The organism is Mariniflexile sp. TRM1-10, from assembly GCF_003425985.1.
Taxonomy (GTDB): Bacteria; Bacteroidota; Bacteroidia; order Flavobacteriales; family Flavobacteriaceae; genus Mariniflexile.
In genome coordinates, this window is sequence record NZ_CP022985.1 from 1,763,955 (window position 1) to 1,786,652 (window position 22,698).

Below are 22,698 nucleotides of genomic sequence, written 5' to 3' on the forward strand. Positions count from 1 at the left end.
TTAAGATGTTGCTAAAAGATATTATTGAAACACAGTTAAAAATAAAAAAAATGAATCTCTTACGGTTCGGGCGAGATTTTAAACCTGATGAAGAGATTATTTTAAGGGACTATCTTGCTATTGAGCGCACGCGTTTGGCAAATGAACGCACGTTACTTTCTTACGTTAGGTCTTCATTGTATTTGTTGTTGGGAGGTATTGCTTTTTTTCAACTGGAAATTTTTCCGAATTTCAAATATTTAGCTTTTGCTTCACTTTTTTTTAGCGCCCTTTTTTTTGTTATAGGAATTTATCGATTCACATTACTAAAGAAGAGTTTGAAGAGATTATATTATACGTTTGAATCCACCAATGAATCCGCCAAGGAGGAAAGTTAATTTATGGCAAGTGGTGGATTTTAATCAAAAATGGGTTTAATTTCATAACGTTTTGTGTCAAATGAAGAATTGATTCCGCTTTGAGATTCCATATGTTCTGCGTCGAGGCAATTCATGTTCGATTTTTAAAATAAAATTTTCAGACAATAAGTACCAAAGATTAAATCTGCAAAAACCCCTATAAATAAAGGCTTTACAACTATTTTATGATTTTTTGGGTATATTGTCAAATGCAGGGAAAAGTAAAGATTACCAAAAGTAAGGTTACCAAAACGTTACTTTTGATATTCACAGAATATTCTATCAATAGTTGTTTTTCAGTATTTTATACCTTGATCCATATTGTTTCCCGACTCACTTATTTTTAATTTTAACATTAAGAATTGTGAGTTATGGAAACAACAAAAGGATCAACGTTCAAGGTATTGTTCTACCTTAAAAAAGAATGCACCAAAGAAAAACGGAATGGTACCGATTATGTGCAGGATAACCATTAACGGCAGGCAATCCGCATTTAGCTCAAAGCTTGACATCAATGCTTCAAACTGGGATCTGAAATACGGCAGGGTTTTAGGTAAAAGCAGGGAAGTTTGTGGATGAAAAATGGGGTATAAAAAAGTAGGATCATTAAATCCTGCTTTCTTCTTTTGAAGAAGATAAATAAACAAATTTCTTGAAACGAACAATCCCCGCAGAAGCCATAGGGGTATTTTACTCGTTTCATTTTGTCCTAAAGGTACAAAAATCAAAATTTATTTATAACACCTCACCCAAAACTGCCTGACAGTTTTGACCTCTCCTTAAGGAGAGGTAGAAGTGGGAACTCCAGGCTAGCCCCGAGGAATTCTTTAGATTAAACCGTAATTTATTCTTCTATTTCAATAAATGTTTTTTCCACCTAAATTTGAGTAGTAAAGACATGCTTGTGTCTTATCATTTTGATATGGTTTTTCATTCTTTCTCCAGTTGCGAACCTATAAAAGGTATTCTTGGAGCTAAAAAATAGCCTGTTAAACTCGCAAAAAGGATTGGAATGAAATGTCCGAAACCCGTTAAAGTTGCCAATAAAATGGTCGTACTCATTGGCGTTCGAGTAACACAAGCATTAATTGCTGCCATACAGCTAACAATTGCTAACGTCAGATTTATTGTTGGGAACAATTGATAAATTATCAGTCCCAATGTTGCTCCTACGAAAAACAAGGGGATAATGAACCCTCCTCTCCAACCGGATGTCACGGTTATTGAAATGGCTATGATTTTAAAAATCAAAATTGTAAACAACAAAGTCAAAGAAAAATTCCCTGATAATAGTTCGTTAATCTCGTGATGTCCGAAGTATCGGGTTAATGGGAAGTAAAATGCTATGACACCTAGTAGAACTCCCCCAATGAGTGTTTTGACATAAATAGGTATCGGTCTTTTCTCGAAAATTGATTTGAAAAATTTGGTGCAAAAAATAAAAGCCCATCCAAAAACAGCTCCAATTATTGCGAACAGCACGGCATAACCAAAATCAAAAATTCCTGAATATTCATACGCAGATAAATCCCATATTGGTCCAAGACCCAAATGAATGATCAAGGCAAATACCAAATAGCTAAAACAACTTGCCACAAATGCAGGAATAATGGCTTTGTAATACTCCACGGCGTGTTTATGATGAAGTATTTCCAACGAAAACAAGCTACCGCCCAATGGCGCTCCAAATAAGGCTGTAAAGCCTGATGCCATTCCTGCAATACTCAATGACCTTAATTCCTCCCCTTTAAGTCGGAACAACTTTCCTATCCAAGTACCTGTCGAGCCTGTTACTTGTACTAATGGCGCTTCTGGTCCGAGACTTCCACCTGATGCTACGCACAACAACGAGGATAGTACCATGGAAGGATTGTTTTTGGGGTCTAGTTTTCCCTTATTAAAACGGATATTGTTTACGATCAAATGTATTTCTCCCGGGTCTCCAATAAAGTGAATGATCAAACCTGCTAAAAGGCCGCAGGTTGCCATTACGGGAATTACATGCCAACCACTAAAAAAAGCCAATTGGTGCGTTAGAAATTCAAGCACAATCCAATAAAATCCCGCTATTATTCCACCTACCAATCCGAGAAAAGCCCACAATAAAAAAGTCCGACTGAAAACAAAAGGGTTGAATCGGACAGGTTGGTCTAAAATATTTAAGTACGTTACTAATTTTCTTCTTCGTTTTAATTTCACTTTTTCGTTTCTGTTTTATATGGCATACAATGTTCGGCAACTACCCGAAGGTGGAGTACTTCACTGTTAATGTACCACGAATTTTGATAGAAGTACAAAGCTTGACATAACCACAGAACCATCACTTTTGGGTAGGTACTGCTGGCTGCTATGCTTTTTTGTTACGTCATTTATTATTTGAGCTGTATATACAATCGTTCACTTTTGTAAAATCGTCCTGACTGTCTGCAAGAACCATTAAAATATCCTTTGCTTCCAACTCCGTTGAACCACCCGGACGAATATATTCCCCGTTTCTTTTTATCATCACAATAAACGCTGATTTCGGGAAATTCAAATCAACAATTCTTTTGTTTACTGCGTGAAAATTGGGCAAAACTTCAAATTCTTGCAAGGATGATTTAGGAAGCTCTAAAATGAGTTTGTCTATTTCAGTAATCTTTTTTGCTTTTTCGGGCAAGGCAACATTGAGCCATTTAGCAACAATGGATAAAGTTGTTCCTTGAATTAAAACCGACGTAACAGATATGAAAAACACGATATTGAAAATCATATTGGCCTTGTCGATTCCGGCCAACAAAGGATAAGTTGCAAACACAATTGGAACAGCACCACGCAAACCAACCCAAGAAATATAAAATCTTCTTTTAAGTCTCATTTTAAAAAACATCAAACTGAGAAAAACGCTCACAGGTCGAGCAACGATTATCAGAAATAATGAGATGATCATCCCTATGCCGAAATATGGAATTATTTGAGAAGGGAAAACAAGTAAACCTAAGGTAAGGAAAAGCACAATCTGCATTAGCCAAGCCAAACCGTCATACATTTTCAAGATGGTTTTCTTGTGTATCAGGTCTTGATTGCCTAAGTAAACCGCACAAATGTAAATAGCGAGAAATCCGTTACCGCCCACAAAATCGGTTGCCGAGAATGTAATAAACATCAGAGCTATGACCAATACAGGATAAAGCCCTTCAAAGTCAAGCTTGATTTTATTGATTATAAATTTACTAAGTTTCCCAAAGGCAAAACCTACAATTCCACCCAAAATCATTTGTTGGAAAAACAGGGGAATGATGGATGCAATGCTTTGGTCCTGATTGATTACCAAAGTCAAAAATGCAATAGTCAATACATACGCCATTGGGTCGTTACTACCGCTTTCTAATTCCAATGTCGGGCGTAGATTTGTCTTTAAGGCAAGATTTTTTGAACGTAAGATTGAAAATACGGCAGCTGCGTCTGTTGATGAAACAATAGAGCCCAACAGCATACTTTCATAAATTGTAAAATCAGTAACGAACCAAACAAATGTCCCAAGTGAAAGGGCCGTTAGTAAAACGCCTAAAGTGGATAAAACAAGTCCTTCCCTTAGAATAGGTTTTACAGAAGTCCAATTGGTGTCAAGACCCCCTGAAAACAAAATGAAGTTAAGCGAAACAATACCAATGAATTGGGCAATTTGCGGATTGTCGAAATTGATACCGCCAATGCCGTCAGAGCCTGCCAACATTCCAATCGTTAAAAAGAGCAATAATGTTGGAACACCAAATTTATAGGATGTCTTACCTACAATAATACTTACAAAAAGTAATAGAGAGCCAACTAATAATATATTTTCAATTGTTAAGTTCATTCTTTTTTTCTCTTACAACCGCACAAAGTTACGTTTTATCGTCAGTTAAAGTATCAAATAGTCCTATTGTTTTTTTAGTCTTGTCGAGCCGAAAACTGTCAACTTTCAGTATGTCATTTCGGGGTCAGTTAGCATAGCTACCAGCTTTGTGCTAGCTAAAAATAGCAATTTTTATATATGGGGCTTAGCAACTACTTTTTTTTCTTTCGTAAATCAGTTATTTTCCACAGTTTATAATCCATTTTGTACATAGATTTAAATACCAAACATATTTCCGCAATCATTTTGCTAAAATCTTCGTCAGGTTTCCATTTGACTTTAAAGTCACCAATATCAATGTCATTGTGGTTTTCTGTGTGTGACAAGAAAAATTTTCTAAACATTAGAAATAACGTGTCTTTATAGGTGTGAAATAATTCAGGATATTTCCTTTGAACGTCAATAGTGAAATATGAGTTTTCCTCATATTCAAATCCGCTAAATTTTTTTAGTTCAAAAAGTTCAATCCAAAAATCATCACTCATATTTTTGAGATTGTCAGCGTGAAGAAATGAAGTTGTTAAATAAATTCCTTCCAAATCTGTCGCTAAATAATATGTCCCACCTGTTTTTATTGACTTTATTATTAAGGAAGGTCCATATAAATTCAAGTACATTTTACTTGTGTCAAAATCATCTTTAAAATTACCGTATTTTATAGCTAAATCAGCTATTTTTACAAGTACGTCTGAAGTTTCATAGGTCAGTTTTGTATATTCGTCTTCATTTAGACTTTCAACTGTAAAAATAGAATCTCTTTGTCGATTTAAAATTTCAATCCAACGGTCGAACTCATTAAAATTATCTTTAATTATCTTGTTTAAATGACTATTCATTGATGAGGTTAAGTTGTTGTTAACGTTTATATACTGAACTTTCTTCTTTTTATACAACTCGTATGGGCAGCTATGTAGAAGTTTTAGTGTTTTTATCTTTTTTACCTTTATTTAAAAATGATGAAAATTCTTATAATATGCAATATATAAATGTTTTGTAAATTATCAAATGGATTTATATTTTTTCTGTTTAACAAAAAACACGAATTTAATTTGGTATTTCCAATTCACATATGCTTTTTGTGCAAAGTCAAAATTATAAATGTAGATATCATTAAGACTAAAAATTTGTATATATGAACAGATTAAATGACAAAAAAACATGGAAAGTATTTCAAAAAATAATCTACGAAGGGATTAAAATTTATAAATATTGGGTAATATATCGGATTTCATTTGAAGAAGATTTCAAGTTTTATTAAGTTTATATATGTCAAACAAAAACAATGATATGAATACTACAGAAACTGAATTTATACTAGCTGCCAATAGTATTGCCATGGCATTGTACAAGGAATCGAAGGAAGCCCTTATGGCATCTGATTGTTATGATTTTATGGTTTTTAAGTATTCCAGTCGGGAGGCTATTTTGGAAGACTTGGAGGAATGGGAAGAGTCTATCTCTATAGATGAAGACACATATAGGGCATTACATGGTAACCTTTGTATAAAATTAAAAGCTTTTTTTGATACCCCTAACCCTGATCCATCCCTCTGGCTTTAGTTTTGGGCATAGACAAATTCAATTATTTTTTTGGGATATCGTTATTCTTGGCAATGTCATCCAAATTAGCATAATATTCTTCAAAATCAAACATGATGTCAAATATCTCTTTAGGATGAACACGTAATCCTGTTGCAATTTCAATTAAAGAAGTTAGTATGGACTTCTTTGTTCTCCATCTTTTATATATCATTGGCAAAAATCTATTTACTTTGCCAAATTTATATTTATCGTTTTTCTTACTTAAGTTTTTCGATTTCTAAAGTTAAAAAGAAATATAAGTTCTAAAGTTTATGTAGTATAGTATAAATATTTAAATTATGCTTTTAGAAAATTCGATTGAGAATAGTGAGTATTTATTTTTTGGATAATTTTTCGTATTTATTCATATCAAAATTGAAAAATTCATTTATTGTTACATTCAATTCTTTCGATATGAGCAACAGAGTTTCATATGTTGGATTTGAATTTCCTCTTTCCAATTCTCCAATTGTCTTTTTTGCATGACCAGTCCTTAGTCCCAATTCCTCTTGTGAAATAGGCTTTCCTGTTTTAGGATTAATTATTTTTTTTCTAAGTTCAACGATTCTATATCCTAGAGCTTTCTTCTCATTTCTATTTCTAATTTTTTCCATTAGGATAAAATTCAGTCTTAAAATTGAAAATTTAGGATACTTATAAGTATCCTAAATAAAAAAATCATATATTAGCCGTTGAATTATTATTTTTGCGATTCTTCAAAACAAAATATTTGAAGCATTCGCTTTGAATCTCGCCATTGAAAACTGGTAATTTTTGCAACGAGATGATAAGTAAGATGCTCACGTCTCTCTCTTTGGGCGTGGGCTCACTTATTGTTGCATGGTATACCAGTACCTCAATGGCAGTAAGCTGAGTTCCACGCCTTTTTTGTTTTTAAACTTAAAAGGTTTATTGGGTTGACCTTATTTTCAGGCAATTTCAAGTTTATAGAACCCCATAAACAAGTATATGTTAACCTTAAACCTAATCCCAATGGAAAAAAACAAGGAACCAATAGAGTCCAACTCCTTTATACTGCCACAGCACGATATTCTAGACTCACTAAGACTATTACTGGACAGGTCAAGCCTCAGCAATCTTGTTAAAGAACACTGCGGCACGGCACTCAAGGTCATGGGCATTTTGTATACCGACCTCGCCTATGGTACAGGAGCCCAGCTTTTATCAAGAAAAGAATTTGACACGTTCTTTAAATCGCTTCCTGCCGTATATTATAATAACAGGGAACTGATTTCTATAGATACACTAACCAAGAATATAAAAAAGTGCCTCGAAACAAATGAAGTTGTAACCATTGGTAAGGAAGGTACAAAACCATGAGCGAAGGCAAAAAAGAACAGACACTTAAGGACTACAACAAGCTTTTTATGAGCCTGTACCCACAACTATGTGTGTTAGCATACAAGTACCTTGACAATTTGAGCTCTCAAAAGACATCGTTCAGGAGGTTTTTATTAAGGTATGGGAAGACAAGACTACTTTCCAAGATGAAAACCATACTACTGGATATTTTTATAAAGCCGTAAGGAATAAATGCCTCAACCACCTAAAAAGCAAACGTCACCAACTTACAGAGCGGTATGCGGACCAAAATATAAAAACCTATGAGACGGAAGAATTCCTTATGTCTGAGGCAGTAGTTGTGGAAACGACCGTTATCATAGAAAACGCCATCAAGGAACTACCAGACAAGGCGGCACAGGTTATTAGACTTAGCATCAAGGACTATACTAACGATGAGATTGCAAAGAAACTATCTATCTCTGTTAATACAGTCAAGGATCATAAAAAGGTGGCATACCGTAAATTAAGAAACCTCCTAGGTTTTTTAAGGCAAGTTTTATTATAGCTATATCATAAAACTCTTTAACAATACAACTATGTAATCTGGAAGCTAGTCTTTATGTGGCAATTTAATCAACTATGTATGTGTATATGGTGGTAAGCATCGTGGTTTAGAAAGCCACTGAAAGGGTATTGAAAAATATCATTATTGGGTGTTGCTGGGCGATTTTTTCAATACGCTTTACCTGAACATCCAGCAAAGCTCTTTTATGAACGGCGGGATTTGCGTGGGAGAAATAAATGTGCTTTGTGGATGAAAAAATAGTCAACTCAATAATTTTAACGGTGAGCAATATGATTCTTTTGTTATTATTCCCTTTTTAAGTAATCCTTCTACAAACATTTTTCCGTCACAAGTAAGGTATCTTTTATCATAAAAAAGCTTAAAAAAAAGTTTATTTTCTAGACGAAAAAAAGCATAAGCAAAATATTGGAGACCAAGAGGTTAAACAATATAAAGAACAGTTTCTCCTATATCTATAGTATCATTGTAATGAAAAGGACGTTTGTTTTCATTTTTATCAATAACTAAAATGGGTAAAATCTTTACATTTTCACTTAATTTAGATTTTAGCCATTCCCTTGTGGGCATTTTTTGCTCTACTTTTTCAAATAGCTCTTTATGCTCATTGTTTTGGATTTTTTTAATCCAGTTATCTATATTTATTTTTGATGCAAAAAGTGTAGATGTAGAAATTGATTTAAGAAGGCTAATACCTGCTCGTCCTTCCCCTGGGGTTAAAACTATATGTTTTTCAGGTATATAAAAAGCATCATGGGCTAGTTGGGCGACCAAAAGGTTAATCTCGCTATTACTGGTTAGACCTAAAAAGGTTTTAAAATTCTTTGCTCCAACTTCTTCCAAGGTATTTGACTCCAGAGCATTTCCATGGATACAATTAAAACCATTTGCTTTTGCCGAAGCTACTAAATCTTTATTTGAATCAATAAGGGTTACTTTATTCGAGTCTTTTAAATATTTTGACATGAGCAGAGCCAGAGAGTTTGCTCCCATAATGAGAAAACCTTCTCTTGTTTTTTGTCGAACAAGCTTTCCACTCTTTTGAAGCCAATTTGTAGTCCAGGTCAGCATGATTGGAACAGAAAGCGTTGTTAGTATAGCCATGAACACTAAAATTGAAAACACTTCTTGGGTAATAACACCTTTTTGTAGACCAATACCGGCAATGATAATTTCTACGGCGCCACGGCCATTCATACCAGCGCCAACAGCGAGACCCTCTCTCCAACCGTGCCCACTTGGCAAATAAAATAAGACAGCACCCAGAATTTTACCGGCAAAGGCAATTACCAAGATTAAAATAAGGAGGTTTAGGTCTGTTTTAAAAACGTCTAAAGTTACTTGAAATCCTGTGGAAACAAAGAAGATAGGAGCCATAAACCCAATAGAAACATTATGGAACACACTATTAACCTGCTTGGTGATTTGTTTTTCAAAAATACCATCCCGAACAAACAAACCGGCCATAAAAGCCCCTAGAATACTATGCAAACCAGCGATTTCGGCTAATTCAGAAAAACCAAAAACAATAACAAGCAAGAGGGTAAAATACAGTGTTTTATCTTTTATATTATATTTGGTAAATAGTTTACCAACATAGGGGAGTATATATAGACCCAAGACTGAAGTAAGACCAAAGAACAATAGCGCTTTTACGGCTACAATAACAACGCCCATAGTGTCTACATAACCAGCATCAATAAAGCTACTAAGGCCCGCAAAAATAATAAGGGCAAGCGTGTCAGATATAAGTGCACCTACCATTAGTACATAAGCAATACGTGTATCCAATAAGTTGAGATCAACGAGTATCCTGCTTTTAGTAACTAAAGAAGTAACGCCTACGGCAATACCAACAAAAAATCCTGATATTTGTGTGCCACCAGTTATTGTAATGGCATAATAACCCAAAATAAATGGGACTAAGAACCCTCCCAAAGCTGCCAGTAAGCCCGCTTTAGATGCCTTACCAAGATCCTTAAAGTTAATTTCCATCCCAATGTAGGCCATGAGCATAATGATGCCTGTTTCTGCTAATACATCTATAGTTGAATTACTATCGATCCACCCCAATAGAGCGGGTCCTACAAGAATACCAACAAGCAGCTCGCCTAAAATAGCTGGATAACCAATTCTTTTCATGGCAAATCCTCCTATCCAAGCAGATATTAAAATAAGTAGGATACCTAAAATGTCATAACCTTCCATATTTAACCTTTTGTGTAAAGTGTAAACTTACAAAAAAGGCGTTAAGGAATAGAATATATAATGGATTTAATTATATTCGTGAAAACAAAACGTAGCAGTCAATTGGTTAATGAATATGGATTTATATTTAACTCTGGCAATCATTTTAGTAGGTGTATTCCTTTTTGTAAAGGATTATTTTTCTATAGATACAACATCTATTCTTATCATGGCTCTGTTTATTGTTACAGGGATATTAAATCCAGAAGAGGGTTTTTCGAGGTTTAACTATTCAGCTACATTAGTATTGGGCTCTATATTTGTGGTATAAGTGGCGGATTTTAATCAAAGTTGGGTTTTTCCCCGACGCTTTGTGTCGAATGAAAAATAGATTTCGCTTTGAGATCCCATACGTTCTGCGTTGAGGCAATTCATGTTCGATTTTTAAAATAAAAAAAGCTAAATTGGTCTGAAGAATTACTATCAAACTTTAAGCGGCACTTTTAAATATTTATAAAAAGTATTTGGAAACTCTCTCTACGAGTAAGATCTAACATATCTAAAAAATTCTCTATGGAAATAGCCCTTGTGATTAGTTTATTAATTGTCACCATTATTCTTTTTGCTACTGATAAATTTTCGGTTGATATTGTTACCATTGGGCTATTAGTGGTCTTAGCTTTTTCTGGAATCATTACGCCTCAAGAAGCTTTTGAAGGGTTTAGCAGTGATTTTATCATCATTTTAGCTTCCATTTTTATCATTTCAGGAGCACTTTCTGAAACGGGACTGTTAGATAAAGTAGGATCAAAAATGATAAAAACTATAAAAAGCAAAACGCTTTTTGTAGGGTATACCATGTTTATTACAGGAGTACTTTCAGCATTTATGAATAATACAACCGTTACGGCATTAGTAACCGGTCCTGTTATTGGGATGTGCCGGAAACTTAATATGAGCCCTTCAAAAGTATTGATTCCTGTAGCATTTGCTTCCATTCTTGGAGGCACTTGCACCCTTATTGGAACCTCAACCAATGTAGCTGTTAGTGGCTACATCGCCCAAGAGGGAATGGAACCACTTCATTTTTTTGAAATATTAGGAATAGGAATTATTTTTCTTGTCACTGGTATTATGTTTATTCTTATTTTTTATAACAAACTATTGCCAGATCATAAAGAAGTTGGATACAACGAACGGTATGACATTGCGCAGTATTTATCAGAAATTGTGGTTTCTGAAAAATCAAAATTAATTGGACAGATTGCTTTCCATTCCGATCTTGCCAAACAAGATGTACGCATTTTAAAAATTATTCGTGATAAGGAAGATTTTCTTCCAAATTCTAGAACACGCATTGAAGCCAATGACGTTCTTATTGTAGAATGTAGTGTTGAGAATCTTATCAAAATCAAGGAGTCAGCAGAGCTTCATGTTTTGGCCGATACTATAGGCGATAAAGAAATCATGAGTAAAAAAATTCTTCTTGCAGAGCTATTGATTATGCCAGGTTCTAACTTAATCAACCGGACATTAAAAGAATCCCGTTTTCGTCAAAATTATGATTTGGTCGTGTTGGCCGTACAACGTTTTAAAGGTGCAGTATCCCAAAAGATTGGCGGACTTCATCTTAGAGTTGGAGATATGCTCTTAGTACAAGGCACACAAGAAGATATTGATGCTAATAGAAACTCAACAGATTTTTCTGTTGTGGGTGACTTTAGAGTGAATCTATTTAAAGAAAAGAAAGGCCTATTTGCTGCTTCCATTTTTTTATTGGCAGTATTGGCGGGAAGCCTCGGTTGGGCGCCATTGTCCATTTGTTTTATGGCAGCAGCCTTGTTTACCGTGATTTCTGGTGCCATAAACGTTGAGCGTGTATATCAAGTCATCAATTGGAAACTTCTCATTCTTATAGGAGGAATGACGGCATTTGGCACTGCCATGGAAAACTCTGGAGCTTCAAAATTTTTAGCCGAAGTCACTATAAGTTTGTTAGGTGATTTTGGACCGATGTATGTTCTTGGGGGCTTTGTCGTTTTAGCAATAATCCTTACACAACCCATGAGCAACGCAGCAGCAGCCTTGGTAATATTACCTGTTGCCATGGAAACTGCATTGATGTTAGATGCCAATCCTCGTACGTTTGCTATTGCCATCATGTTAGGTGCTTCCATTTCATTAATTGCGCCATTTGAGCCTTCATGTATTCTTGTGTTTGGACCTGGAAAATATAAGTTTAGTGACTTTCTTAAGGTAGGGTTGCCTCTTACATTTATTTTATTTGTACTTCTAATGATTTTAGTACCACTTTTTTGGCCATTGTCTTAATGAATTATTGATAACGGTATGCTTAAAATTCATAATAAGCCTTTTATAAAAGTCACAGGCAGAATTGCTTACACCAGTTGTTATAAGCCTAACATCTATAATGGAAGTTAGCGAACGCCCTTTTTTGGTGGCAGTGCTGTTTACGTGTCCATTAACGTTTATGAAGCCTTTAAACTATCCAACAAATAGCATGGTATATGCCTTTGGAAACTTAGGTTCAATGATTTTTTGCGAGTAGGAACACCTCTAAATTTAATTATTTGGATTGCCGTATCCTTTATTATTCCTTATTTCTTTCCCTTTTAAATTATAAAGAATTAAAAGCATAAGGTCTTTAGCTACAAGGGCTTTGTATACCTGTAAATGGTATTAAACCAGACGTAAACACCAAAGACTTTTCAATTCAAGAAGTGTAGTAATCATAATAACTAAAAAGACATCGTATAGTAATAGGGGTTTTAAATCGAATAAAATTAGTATTTTAACACCAGATTTAATTTACTACAGAGTGAACAGGGCTATTTTTATTATAGTAGCTTGATTCTTTGGCTATTAAAGTGGAAGCAAAGAAAGGGCGTTTAAATGTAGTCACTCTAAATAAATTCAAACCAAATATATACTGATAACGATGACGGATTTTTTTAAACACTTAATGCACGAATTTGAATTCCCACTTGGAAATCCAGTATTGGTTTTTTCATTGATTCTATTCATCATTTTGTTGTCTCCAATTCTGTTGAGAAAATTAAACATACCGGGAATTATTGGATTAATTATAGCTGGAGTTGTTGTTGGTCCATATGGTTTAAATATCCTTGAGAAAAACTCTGCTATAGACCTTTTTTCAACGATTGGTCTACTTTACATCATGTTTATAGCAGGGCTTGAATTAGATATGAACGAGTTTAAATCAAATAGAAATAAAAGTCTTTTATTTGGATTTTTTACGTTCATTTTTCCATTAAGTATTGGCTTTCCTGTTTGCTTTTACCTTCTAGGATACGATTTTAATGCCAGTTTTCTTACTGCTAGTATGTTTGCCACACATACGCTTGTAGCCTATCCAATTGTGAGTAAGTTAGGGGTTTCAAAAAATCAAGCCGTCGCTATAACCGTTGGAGGCACTATTTTAACCGATACAGCGGTGCTTATTATTTTGGCTGTTATTATGGGAAATAGCCAAGGAAATTTGAATCAAGAATTTTGGATTCGTTTGGGGGTTTCGCTAGCTATATTCTCAGCTATTATGTTTTTAATAATACCTAGAATTGCCAAATGGTTTTTTCGAAAACTAGAGAGCGAGAAACATTCACATTATATTTTTGTACTCTCAGTTGTGTTTTTTGCGGCATTTTTAGCTGAAGTGGCAGGTGTTGAGCCCATCATTGGGGCTTTTGTTGCAGGACTAGCTTTGAACAAGCTGATACCACACTCATCGGCTTTAATGAACAGGATAGAATTTATTGGTAATTCATTATTTATCCCTTTTTTCCTAATAAGTGTAGGTATGTTGGTAGACGTAAGTGTCATTCTTAGTGGTCCTATGGCTCTTATTGTGGCAGGAACTCTTTCTGTTGTGGCGTTATTTGGAAAATGGATTGCAGCATGGTTTACTCAACTTGTTTTTAAATATACTAAGGCACAGAGACAACTTATTTTTGGTCTTAGTAGTGCCCATGCTGCTGCAACACTAGCTGTTATTTTAGTTGGTTACAAAGCAGAAATTCTGGACGAAAATATCTTGAACGGAACTATCATACTTATTCTAATTACCTGTATTATTGCTTCTTTTGCTACGGAGAAGGCTGCTAAAAAAATTGTTATTGAAACCGAAGAAGATACAAGTAGCCCTGCAAGCATAAATGGAGCTCAAAGTGAACACCTTCTGTTACCCATAGCAAATGTAGAGAACATTGAAAAGTTACTTGAATTTTCAATCTTTATTAAAGACAAGAAATCAATCAATCCCGTATCTATTCTTTCAGTGGTTTCTAACAACAACGAAGCGGAGATTAACATACTGAAAGCAAGAAATAAGTTGGAAGAATATGTAAAACAAGCCTCTGCATCAGAAACAAAAGTAAATGTAATAACTACAATAGATCACAACACAGCAAGCGGAATAGCCCGTATTTCAAGAGAAATAATGGCGGATATTATTGTTCTAGGATGGCCAAGACGCTCTGGATTACTAAATAAATTTTTGGGTGAAAAAGTTGATAGTATTTTAAACAATACTGATAAAACAATTTTTGTATGCTATCTTGAGAAGCCTTTAGTATTGCACAAAAGAATTGTTATTGCAGCTTCGCCTTTATCTGAGCATGAAAACGGTTTTGAGCTTTGGGTTATTAAAATGGCAAGACTCGCTCAGGAGCTTAGTGTTCCTATACAGTTATATAGCAATGAGGCTACAAAAAGCGCAGTTGAAAAACTTTTTAAAAGGGCAAAATTGTCAGCATCTATTACGATTCACTTATTTGTTGATTGGGATGATATACTTGTTTTAGCAAAAAACATACATCAAGACGATTTATTTGTGTTAACTTCTGCTCGTAAAGGTGCTACATCTTACATTGGGGCATTAGAAAATCTTCCTTCAAAACTTGAAAAGTATTTTCCATCAAATAGCCGTCTTGTAATTTATCCACAACAATTCAGTCATGATTATACGAGTGAAAGATATTATGATATTTCCTCAAAACCTTTGAGCAAAGGGATTGAAACCATACAGAAAATAGGCAAGGGTATTGAAAACATTTTTAAGAAAGACGATTTATAGCCCTTTTTCAAAAATAATAGCGTTCTTTATTTTAGGATACTTGCAATTTAATAATTGATTGAAATTACAAATAATGAGAAAGAGACCATTCCTTTATTAGTAAAAGATAAACAAGGCGTTTTAGAAATAATTTCTTCTCAAAACAAGGCCATAGAAAAAATAGAAAAAGGCTATAAGTTGGTATATCTTGGTAAGCCTTTTTCTAATAATAATAATTCTAATAATAATAAACGAGGTATGTAAAACTTCTAGGCTATTACATGAAGCTCTGTAAATTCCTTACTAATAACAATAGTGTTTTCACCATTAAGTTTTACGTTTTCAAATAAAGCCTCTTCGTTATCAATTTGAATTTTAGAGATATTAAATGGCAATCCGTGAAATTTAATCCTCAAAGTTTCGTAAGGGGTTATGTATTTACCCGATTTAAACTGCTGAATAATTAAGGACTTCTTTTTGCCTAAAAGTTTAAAGTTTCTTAGACTATATCTGCCTTTTATATAATCATAGCCATCTTGTGCATCTTCAAAAACCTGGGATGTTTCTTCGCCTGCTTTATAATACACATCTAATATGAGCTCTTCCAAAGGTTTTTCACCTACATATTGCTGAATGGGGTATTTTGGTATGATAGCACCTTCTTTAACAAAAATGGGCATGCTATCTAAATCGGCATCTACCCATAGCTCTTGGCCACCTTCCAAAATGTCATTGTTCCAGTAATTATACCAATTTCCAATAGGGAAATACATACGTCTTCCTTTGGCATTTGGTTCGGTAATAGGGCACGCTAATATTTTTTCACCACAAATAAATTCGTCATTTCTATAGTGTGTATGTGCATCCTCTTGGTCAAATAAAACAAGTGATTTTAGTATAGGAATCCCTTCATTGGCATATCTCCAAAAGGCGGTATATAAGTAAGGCAATAGTTGGTATCTAATCTCTATAAACTTTCTAACAATGTTAGTGATGTTAGTTCCAAAAGCCCAAGGTTCTTGGTCTCCGTGGTCTCCAGAGGAGTGTGTTCTACAAAACGGGTGGAAAATACCTAATTGGATCCAGCGTGCGTATAATTCGCCATTAGGCTGTTCCGCAAAACCGCCAATATCTGAACCAATAAACGAAAACCCAGACATACACATACGTTGCGCTTGAATGTTGGCTATGGTTAAATGCTCCCAACTTGCTACATTATCTCCTGTCCAGCTTGAGGTGTAGCGTTGTGTACCAGAATAAGCGGCTCTTGTAATAACAAAAGGCCTTTTCGGATATGCGAATTTTTTTAGACCTTGATAGGTAGCTCTTGCCATTTGCATTCCATAAACGTTGTGTGCTTTTCTATGGCTGCATTGGTTTCCATCATAATCGTGTCTTACATCATTAGGAAAGGTTTTCCCGGGCACATCCATTACAGCGGGTTCGTTCATATCGTTCCAAACACCTTTAACACCTATGTCTTCAACAAGTTCTTTGAATAAATTGGACCACCATTCGCGTACTTCTGGTTTTGTAAAGTCAGGAAAATAACATTCCCCTGGCCACACTTTACCTTTCATATAAGGCCCATCGGCACGTTTACAGAAATAATCTTTATCCATACCTTCTTGGTAAACCGAATACTCTTTGTCGATTTTGATGCCTGGATCTATAATTACAATGGTTTTAAAGCCATTATCGGCCAATTCCTTTACCATTTTTTTGGGATCTGGAAAGTATTCTTTACTCCAAGTAAAACATCTAAAACCTTCCATATAGTCAATGTCTAAATAAATGGCGTCACAAGGTATTTGGAGTTCTCTAAACTTGTTTGTTATTTCTTTTACTTTAGATTCTGGATAATAACTCCATTTACATTGGTGGTACCCTAAAGACCATAAAGCTGGTAATTCGTGAGGTTTTCCTGTTAAGTCGGTGTATATGGAAACAACATCGGACATTTGAGGACCGTAAATGAAATAATAATTCATTTCACCACCTTGCGCCCAAAAACTGGTAATGTTTCTACGTTCATGGCAAAAGTCGAAAAAAGTACGGAAGGTATTGTCAAAAAAGATCCCATAGGATTTTTTGTGGTGTAAACCTGTATAAAACGGAATGGCTTTATATATGGGGTCTGTGTTTTTGCCGTATGCGTAAGAATCTGTCACCCAGTTTTCAAAGCGTTTCCCTTTAAGGTTGTTATCTACTGGTTTATCACCTAAACCATAATAACTTTCACCTTCTTGTGCTGTTTTAGACACTTTAACAATATCGCCACCTAAGTCATAACTTTCTTCCCAGTGAAATCCTAATTCGTCTTCACAAATAAGGGTTTTGTCTTTGGCATCATAAAGTGCTACTCGCATATCAATTTTTGCTACATGGCAAATAATTTTGGAAGTGGTAATGATGTATTTATCGTCTTCTTCGGTTATTTCAAGAAAGTTATAGCCTCTGTTAGCATATTTGGTGATTGCATAAGAGAAATCCTTTTCAAAAACGCCCGTTGTCGAATATCGAAATCTTAAAATACTGTCGCGTTGTACGGTTATTTGCAACACCACATTATTTTCAGCAGTAAAAGATAAGGTATCTAGATTTTTTTTGTAAGAAATTATGTTTGAGGGGAATAGGTTTCCCTTGTATTCTAATTCAGTATTTAATATCATTCTTAATGATGTTAGAATTAGTTGACGAAAATACTAAAAGAATTAAATTTTAGTAGAGTTTATTCATTAAAAATATTAAAGTAAAGCTGCCTAATAGTCAAATAATTACATGTATAATTATAGAATCCACAATTTTCATACAAAGTATGCCCTATACATGAGTTTTTCAGTTTTTTTATACAAAATAGGCGTTGTTAAGATTGATTTCACCTGAACAACGCCTAAGTTTTAACGTTAAAAAAATACATAAAAGAGCCAAAGGATAAAACTTAACCAGTCTCTAAGACTTAAACTGAAAAACAGTTACTGCCAAAGGCGCTAAGGTTATTTCAGCGGAGTACGCCTTGCCATTCCAAGATTTTTCAGAGATTACCAACTGTTTTTTGGTTTTATTAGTTACGCCACTGCCTCCAAATTCTTTAGCATCACTATTAAATATTTCAATGAGCTTTCCCTTTATAGGAAGTCCAATAAGATACTTTTCTCTTACGGTTGGAGTAAAATTACAAACCACCACCACATCATTTTCAGTTTGATACCCTTTTCTAATATAGGATATGACACAATTTTCATGGTCGTCATAACTAATCCATTCAAAACCTTCACCTGAAAACGCTTTTTCAAATAGGGCAGGAGTTGATTTATAGAATGTGTTCAATGCTTTATAATAATTGTGGAAGTTTTTGTGGGGTTCGAATTCCAGTAAATTCCAGTCTAAACTTTCTTGAAAATCCCATTCGTTATATTGCCCAAATTCGGTACCCATAAAAACTAATTTAGTTCCGGGATGGGTAAACATATAACCAAATAAAAGGCGAAGATTTGCAAAGCGTTGCCATTCATCGCCAGGCATCCTTCCTAAAATGGAACTTTTACCGTACACGACTTCATCATGTGAAAGCGGTAGCATAAAATTCTCTGAAAATGCATAAGCCAAACTGAAAGTAATATCGTTTTGATGGTATTTTCTATAAACAGGGTCTTTTCCAAAATATTCAAGGGTATCGTGCATCCAACCCATCATCCATTTCATACCAAATCCCAAACCTCCTAAAAACACTGGTTTTGAAACTCCTGGAAATGCGGTAGATTCCTCGGCAATGGTTTGTACATCGGGGAACGATGCATAAACTTCTTGGTTTAGTTCTTTAAGAAAATCGATAGCAGCAAGATTTTCCCTGCCACCGTAAATATTAGGTTCCCAATCGCCGTCTTCTCTGGAATAATCTAGAAATAGCATAGAAGCAACGGCATCAACACGTAACCCATCGGCATGGTATTGGTCCATCCAAAAAATGGCATTACTGATTAAAAATGATTTTACTTCGTTACGCTCGTAATTAAATATTAAGCTTTTCCAATCTTGATGATAGCCTTTGCGCTTATCGGGGTGTTCGTATAAACAAGAGCCATCAAAAAAACCTAATCCGTGGGCGTCTTCAGGGAAATGTGAAGGAACCCAATCGAGTATAAGGCCTATATCGTTTTGATGTAATTTGTCAACCAAATACTTAAATTCTTCAGGATAGCCAAAGCGTGATGTTGGTGCAAAATATCCTGTAAGTTGGTAACCCCAAGAAGGATCATAGGGATATTCCATAATAGGCATTAATTCTACATGCGTAAAATTCATGTCTTTTACATAAGTTACTAAATCGTCTGCCAATTCATAATACGATAAAAATCGGTCTTCTTCTAAATGACGTTTCCAAGACCCTAAATGCACTTCATAAACCGAATAAGGCGCATCTAAAGCGTTATGTTTTTTACGCTTTTTCATCCAATCGGTATCTTTCCATTTATAGGAATCGTCCCAAATTATGGAAGCTGTTTTTGGAGGATGTTCACAACGACGTGCGTACGGATCTGCTTTTTCGGTTTTTATGCCATTGTTATGGCTTTCAATTTTGTATTTGTAGATATTGCCTTTACCTACTAACGGAATAAAGCCTTCCCAGATGCCACTACTATCCCAACGAACGTTTAATTGGTGTTCGCCTGCGGTCCAATAGTTGAAATCGCCAATTACAGAAACTTGTTTAGCACTTGGTGCCCAAACAGCAAAATAAGTACCCTCAATACCATCAACAGTAGTTATATGAGACCCAAATTTTTCATAAAGCCTATAGTGTTTACCTGCTTTAAAAAGGTTAATATCGAAGTCTGTAAATAGACTATAAACTTTTACTTGTGCCATATATTATATTACAAATCCGCTAGGGATAGTTACTCCTTTTTTAATTACTACAATGCCGTCTTTAATGGCATACGTGTCTGTTTCGGTGTCTTGTAAATGGCTGCCACCATTAATTCTAACATCATCTCCAATGCGGCAGTTTTTATCTAGAATCGCGTTTTTAATAAAGCAACGCTCACCAATACCCAGTAAAATTTTTATTTTCTTTTCTTCAATTTCAAGCAGTGTTTCGTAGTAATCGCTGCCCATCATATACGTTTTTATAATGGTTGTTTCTTTACCTATTCTAGAACGAATACCAATAACAGATTGTTCTATTTTTGCAGCACCAATTAAACAACCTTCGGCTATTACAGTTCTTACTAAGGTGGTTCCTGCTATTTTTGTTGTTGGCAACATCCTAGCATGCGTGTAAATACGTTTTGTTTTGTCGTATAAATCGAATTTAGGAATATTATCGGTTAAACCAATATTTGCTTCAAAAAAGGAGTCGATATTACCTATATCGGTCCAATAGCCTTCATATTGATAACTTAATGTTTTATGTTTTTCAATAGATTGCGGAATAATTTCTTTGCCAAAGTCGTTTGTTGATTGGTCGTTCATTAATTCTACTAAAAGCTCTCTATTAAAAATGTAAATACCCATAGAGGCTAAATAGTTGCGACCTTCTTTTTTCATGTCGTCGCTAACTTCAGAGGACCAATCGGGTAATAAACTAGCGTCTGGTTTTTCAATAAATGACGTTACAATATTTTCGTCGTTAGCTTTTAAAATTCCGAAGGAGGTTGCGTCTTTAGCACTTACAGGAATGGTAGCTATAGAAATAGCTGCGTTACTTTTTTCATGGGCTTCAATCATTTTATCGTAATCCATTTGATACAACTGATCGCCCGATAGTATTAAAGCATACTCAAAATCGTGTCTTAAAAAGTGATGCATGCTTTGGCGAACGGCATCGGCAGTTCCTTGAAACCATCCCTTATTGCCGGGTGTTTGTTCTGCCGCAAGTACGTCGACAAAGGCACTACTAAAAAAACTAAAATGATAAGTGTCTTTTATATGACGGTTTAAGGAAGCCGAATTAAATTGCGTTAATACAAACATGCGTTTTATGTCTGAATTAATGCAGTTGGAAATAGGAATATCCACTAACCTATATTTACCAGCAATAGGAACTGCTGGTTTTGAACGCTCTTCTGTTAATGGATGTAGTCTAGAACCTTGACCGCCACCTAAAATGATGGATAAAACCTTATTATTGATCATAATTAGTTAGTTTATAGAGTTATATAAATTTATGTATTCTTGTGCTGAAACGTCCCATGAATGGTCTATTTCCATTATTTTTTTACGTATTTTTTTGTATTTCGATTGGTTTTTATAAAGGGCGACCCCTCTATCTATGGCGTTTATTATTTCTAAAACGGTGACATTGTCGTGGCAAATACCAAAACCGTTTTCTTTAGAAATATCTATAACGGTGTCTTTTAAACCGCCAATGCTTCTAACGATAGGAATGGTGCCGTAGCGTAATGCATACATTTGGTTTAGCCCGCAAGGCTCTACACGTGAAGGCATTAGTAAAAAATCGGCACCGGCATATATAATATGTGATAGCTTTTCGTCGTAGCCTATAAAAGCATTGTATGTGCCAATATAATCTTTTTTTAGGGTTTCTAGCTGTTGCTCAACAAAACTATTACCAGAACCTAACAACAATATATTAAGATTGTTTCTTTCGAGTGCAATTTTGAAGACGTCGGGAAACAAATCAGAGCCCTTTTCGCCAACCAACCTACCAATAAAGGCAAATAAGGGTTTTTCAAAATCTAAATTAAAGGTGTCGCATAAGTACCTTTTATTGGCTTCTGCTCCAATATTAATTGTTTTGGCATTGTAGTTTTTAATAATATAATGGTCTGTTTCGGGGTTCCAAACATCGGTATCTATACCATTTAATATACCTGAACATTTGGCGTTTTCTGCACTTAATAAGCTTTCTAGCCCATTGGCGTCTACTTTTAGTTCTTCCATATAACTAGGCGAAACCGTAGTAACGCGCCATGCACATTTGATAGCCGCAGCCAATGGGTTTATAGTACCACCCCAATCTAGTAAACCAACATTATTGAAATTAAATGATGGAATTAAGCCTACTTTTATGTGGGAAAACCAGCCTTGGTATTGGGCATTATGAATGGTCAATATATTAGGAATTTTTCTAAACGCTTCATATTTATAACTTTCTTGAAGCATAAAAGGAATGAGTCCCGTATGGTGGTCATGGCAGTGTATGATGTCTGGATGTTTTTTCCATGTTCGTATCCAATCGAGTGTTGCAATTTGGAAGGCCAGAAATCGGTTGGTGTCATCCGATGAATACACATAGTCTTTAAATAGAAGTTCTGGGACGTCTATAAAAAAGACCTCAAAGTCTAAAGGTTTTTCCTTTAGTGTTTTAACATTAAAGTTTACAAGTGTATTACCTAAATTAATTTCGTTACTATAAATAGTTGTAAACACATTTTCTTTAGTAAACGTATTGTCGTAAAAAGGCATGATAACCTGCGATGACACTTTTGAACTGTTTTGATATTTAGGTAAAGCACCAACAACATCGGCTAGTCCGCCTACTTTGGCTACCGGATAGCATTCCGCACTTATATGAATAATTGTCATTAATATTTTTGCTTTGTTTATAAACTTACAAAAATATTATGCAATATTTTGAAGGAAATTTATTTTTGAAGAAATTATTACAGAATCAGGTTTAATTAAAATTTTCAATAATTTTTTTGCATTA

The 22,698-nt window shown here is 34.8% G+C and carries 17 protein-coding genes and 1 pseudogene; 8 read left to right on the forward strand and 10 right to left on the reverse strand.

The window, feature by feature from the left end:
- Positions 1-5: 5 nt before the first annotated feature.
- Positions 6-377, forward strand: coding sequence for a DUF202 domain-containing protein (locus CJ739_RS07635; RefSeq protein WP_236951626.1), 372 nt, complete (start codon positions 6-8; stop codon positions 375-377).
- Between the two features lie 392 nt (positions 378-769).
- Positions 770-965: pseudogene (locus CJ739_RS20585) on the forward strand (Arm DNA-binding domain-containing protein); the annotation flags it as partial.
- Positions 966-1,328: 363 nt separating this feature from the next.
- Here CJ739_RS20585 and CJ739_RS07645 read toward each other — a convergent pair.
- From CJ739_RS07645 to CJ739_RS07655, 3 genes are all read right to left on the reverse strand, one after another.
- Positions 1,329-2,597 carry a chloride channel protein gene (locus tag CJ739_RS07645; protein ID WP_117174007.1) on the reverse strand — a complete coding sequence of 423 codons (1,269 nt, stop codon included), beginning with the start codon at positions 2,595-2,597 and terminating at the stop codon, positions 1,329-1,331.
- A 166-nt stretch (positions 2,598-2,763) separates the two neighbouring features.
- On the reverse strand, positions 2,764-4,236 hold the full coding sequence (locus CJ739_RS07650; protein WP_117174009.1) for a potassium/proton antiporter: 1,473 nt from the start codon (positions 4,234-4,236) through the stop codon (positions 2,764-2,766).
- Between the two features lie 191 nt (positions 4,237-4,427).
- A complete protein-coding gene (locus CJ739_RS07655) occupies positions 4,428-5,111 on the reverse strand; it encodes a hypothetical protein (RefSeq protein ID WP_117174011.1) in 684 nt (227 codons plus the stop codon).
- A 451-nt stretch (positions 5,112-5,562) separates the two neighbouring features.
- Between CJ739_RS07655 and CJ739_RS07660 the strand changes: the two genes are divergently transcribed.
- On the forward strand, positions 5,563-5,835 hold the full coding sequence (locus CJ739_RS07660; protein ID WP_162880155.1) for a hypothetical protein: 273 nt from the start codon (positions 5,563-5,565) through the stop codon (positions 5,833-5,835).
- Between the two features lie 22 nt (positions 5,836-5,857).
- Here the strand turns inward: CJ739_RS07660 and CJ739_RS20310 are convergent, their stop codons facing one another.
- Together CJ739_RS20310 and CJ739_RS07665 are read right to left on the reverse strand one after the other, a co-directional pair.
- Positions 5,858-6,028: a hypothetical protein gene (locus CJ739_RS20310; protein ID WP_162880156.1), complete on the reverse strand. Its 171-nt coding sequence runs from the start codon at positions 6,026-6,028 to the stop codon at positions 5,858-5,860.
- A 163-nt stretch (positions 6,029-6,191) separates the two neighbouring features.
- Positions 6,192-6,470, reverse strand: a complete 279-nt coding sequence (locus tag CJ739_RS07665) for a helix-turn-helix domain-containing protein (protein ID WP_117174015.1) — start codon at positions 6,468-6,470, stop codon at positions 6,192-6,194.
- Between the two features lie 379 nt (positions 6,471-6,849).
- Between CJ739_RS07665 and CJ739_RS07670 the strand changes: the two genes are divergently transcribed.
- Both CJ739_RS07670 and CJ739_RS07675 read left to right on the forward strand, forming a co-directional pair.
- Positions 6,850-7,197, forward strand: coding sequence for a hypothetical protein (locus tag CJ739_RS07670; RefSeq protein ID WP_162880157.1), 348 nt, complete (start codon positions 6,850-6,852; stop codon positions 7,195-7,197).
- Between the two features lie 133 nt (positions 7,198-7,330).
- Positions 7,331-7,726, forward strand: coding sequence for a sigma-70 family RNA polymerase sigma factor (locus CJ739_RS07675; RefSeq protein WP_236951661.1), 396 nt, complete (start codon positions 7,331-7,333; stop codon positions 7,724-7,726).
- Positions 7,727-8,167: 441 nt separating this feature from the next.
- On the opposite strand, the gene CJ739_RS07680 is transcribed toward CJ739_RS07675, so the two are convergent.
- Entirely contained in the window at positions 8,168-9,952 is a 1,785-nt protein-coding gene (locus CJ739_RS07680; RefSeq protein ID WP_117174021.1) for a cation:proton antiporter, read from the reverse strand.
- A gap of 552 nt (positions 9,953-10,504) precedes the next feature.
- Between CJ739_RS07680 and CJ739_RS07690 the strand changes: the two genes are divergently transcribed.
- From CJ739_RS07690 to CJ739_RS07705, 3 genes are all read left to right on the forward strand, one after another.
- Positions 10,505-12,262: an SLC13 family permease gene (locus CJ739_RS07690; RefSeq protein ID WP_117174023.1), complete on the forward strand. Its 1,758-nt coding sequence runs from the start codon at positions 10,505-10,507 to the stop codon at positions 12,260-12,262.
- Positions 12,263-12,890: 628 nt separating this feature from the next.
- Positions 12,891-15,044, forward strand: a complete 2,154-nt coding sequence (locus CJ739_RS07700) for a cation:proton antiporter (RefSeq protein ID WP_117174025.1) — start codon at positions 12,891-12,893, stop codon at positions 15,042-15,044.
- A gap of 54 nt (positions 15,045-15,098) precedes the next feature.
- On the forward strand, positions 15,099-15,287 hold the full coding sequence (locus CJ739_RS07705; RefSeq protein WP_117174027.1) for a hypothetical protein: 189 nt from the start codon (positions 15,099-15,101) through the stop codon (positions 15,285-15,287).
- Between the two features lie 5 nt (positions 15,288-15,292).
- Here CJ739_RS07705 and CJ739_RS07710 read toward each other — a convergent pair whose 3' ends face one another.
- The 4 genes from CJ739_RS07710 to CJ739_RS07725 all read right to left on the reverse strand — a co-directional run bounded on the left by CJ739_RS07710 (position 15,293) and on the right by CJ739_RS07725 (position 22,574).
- On the reverse strand, positions 15,293-17,695 hold the full coding sequence (locus CJ739_RS07710; protein ID WP_117174029.1) for a glycoside hydrolase family 31 protein: 2,403 nt from the start codon (positions 17,693-17,695) through the stop codon (positions 15,293-15,295).
- A 280-nt stretch (positions 17,696-17,975) separates the two neighbouring features.
- On the reverse strand, positions 17,976-19,892 hold the full coding sequence (gene glgB, locus CJ739_RS07715) for a 1,4-alpha-glucan branching protein GlgB (protein ID WP_117174032.1): 1,917 nt from the start codon (positions 19,890-19,892) through the stop codon (positions 17,976-17,978).
- Positions 19,893-19,895: 3 nt separating this feature from the next.
- Positions 19,896-21,161 carry a glucose-1-phosphate adenylyltransferase gene (locus CJ739_RS07720; RefSeq protein ID WP_117174034.1) on the reverse strand — a complete coding sequence of 422 codons (1,266 nt, stop codon included), beginning with the start codon at positions 21,159-21,161 and terminating at the stop codon, positions 19,896-19,898.
- 6 nt (positions 21,162-21,167) lie between these two features.
- Complete coding sequence (locus CJ739_RS07725) at positions 21,168-22,574, reverse strand: glycogen synthase (protein ID WP_117174036.1); 1,407 nt, start codon at positions 22,572-22,574, stop codon at positions 21,168-21,170.
- Positions 22,575-22,698: the final 124 nt, after the last annotated feature.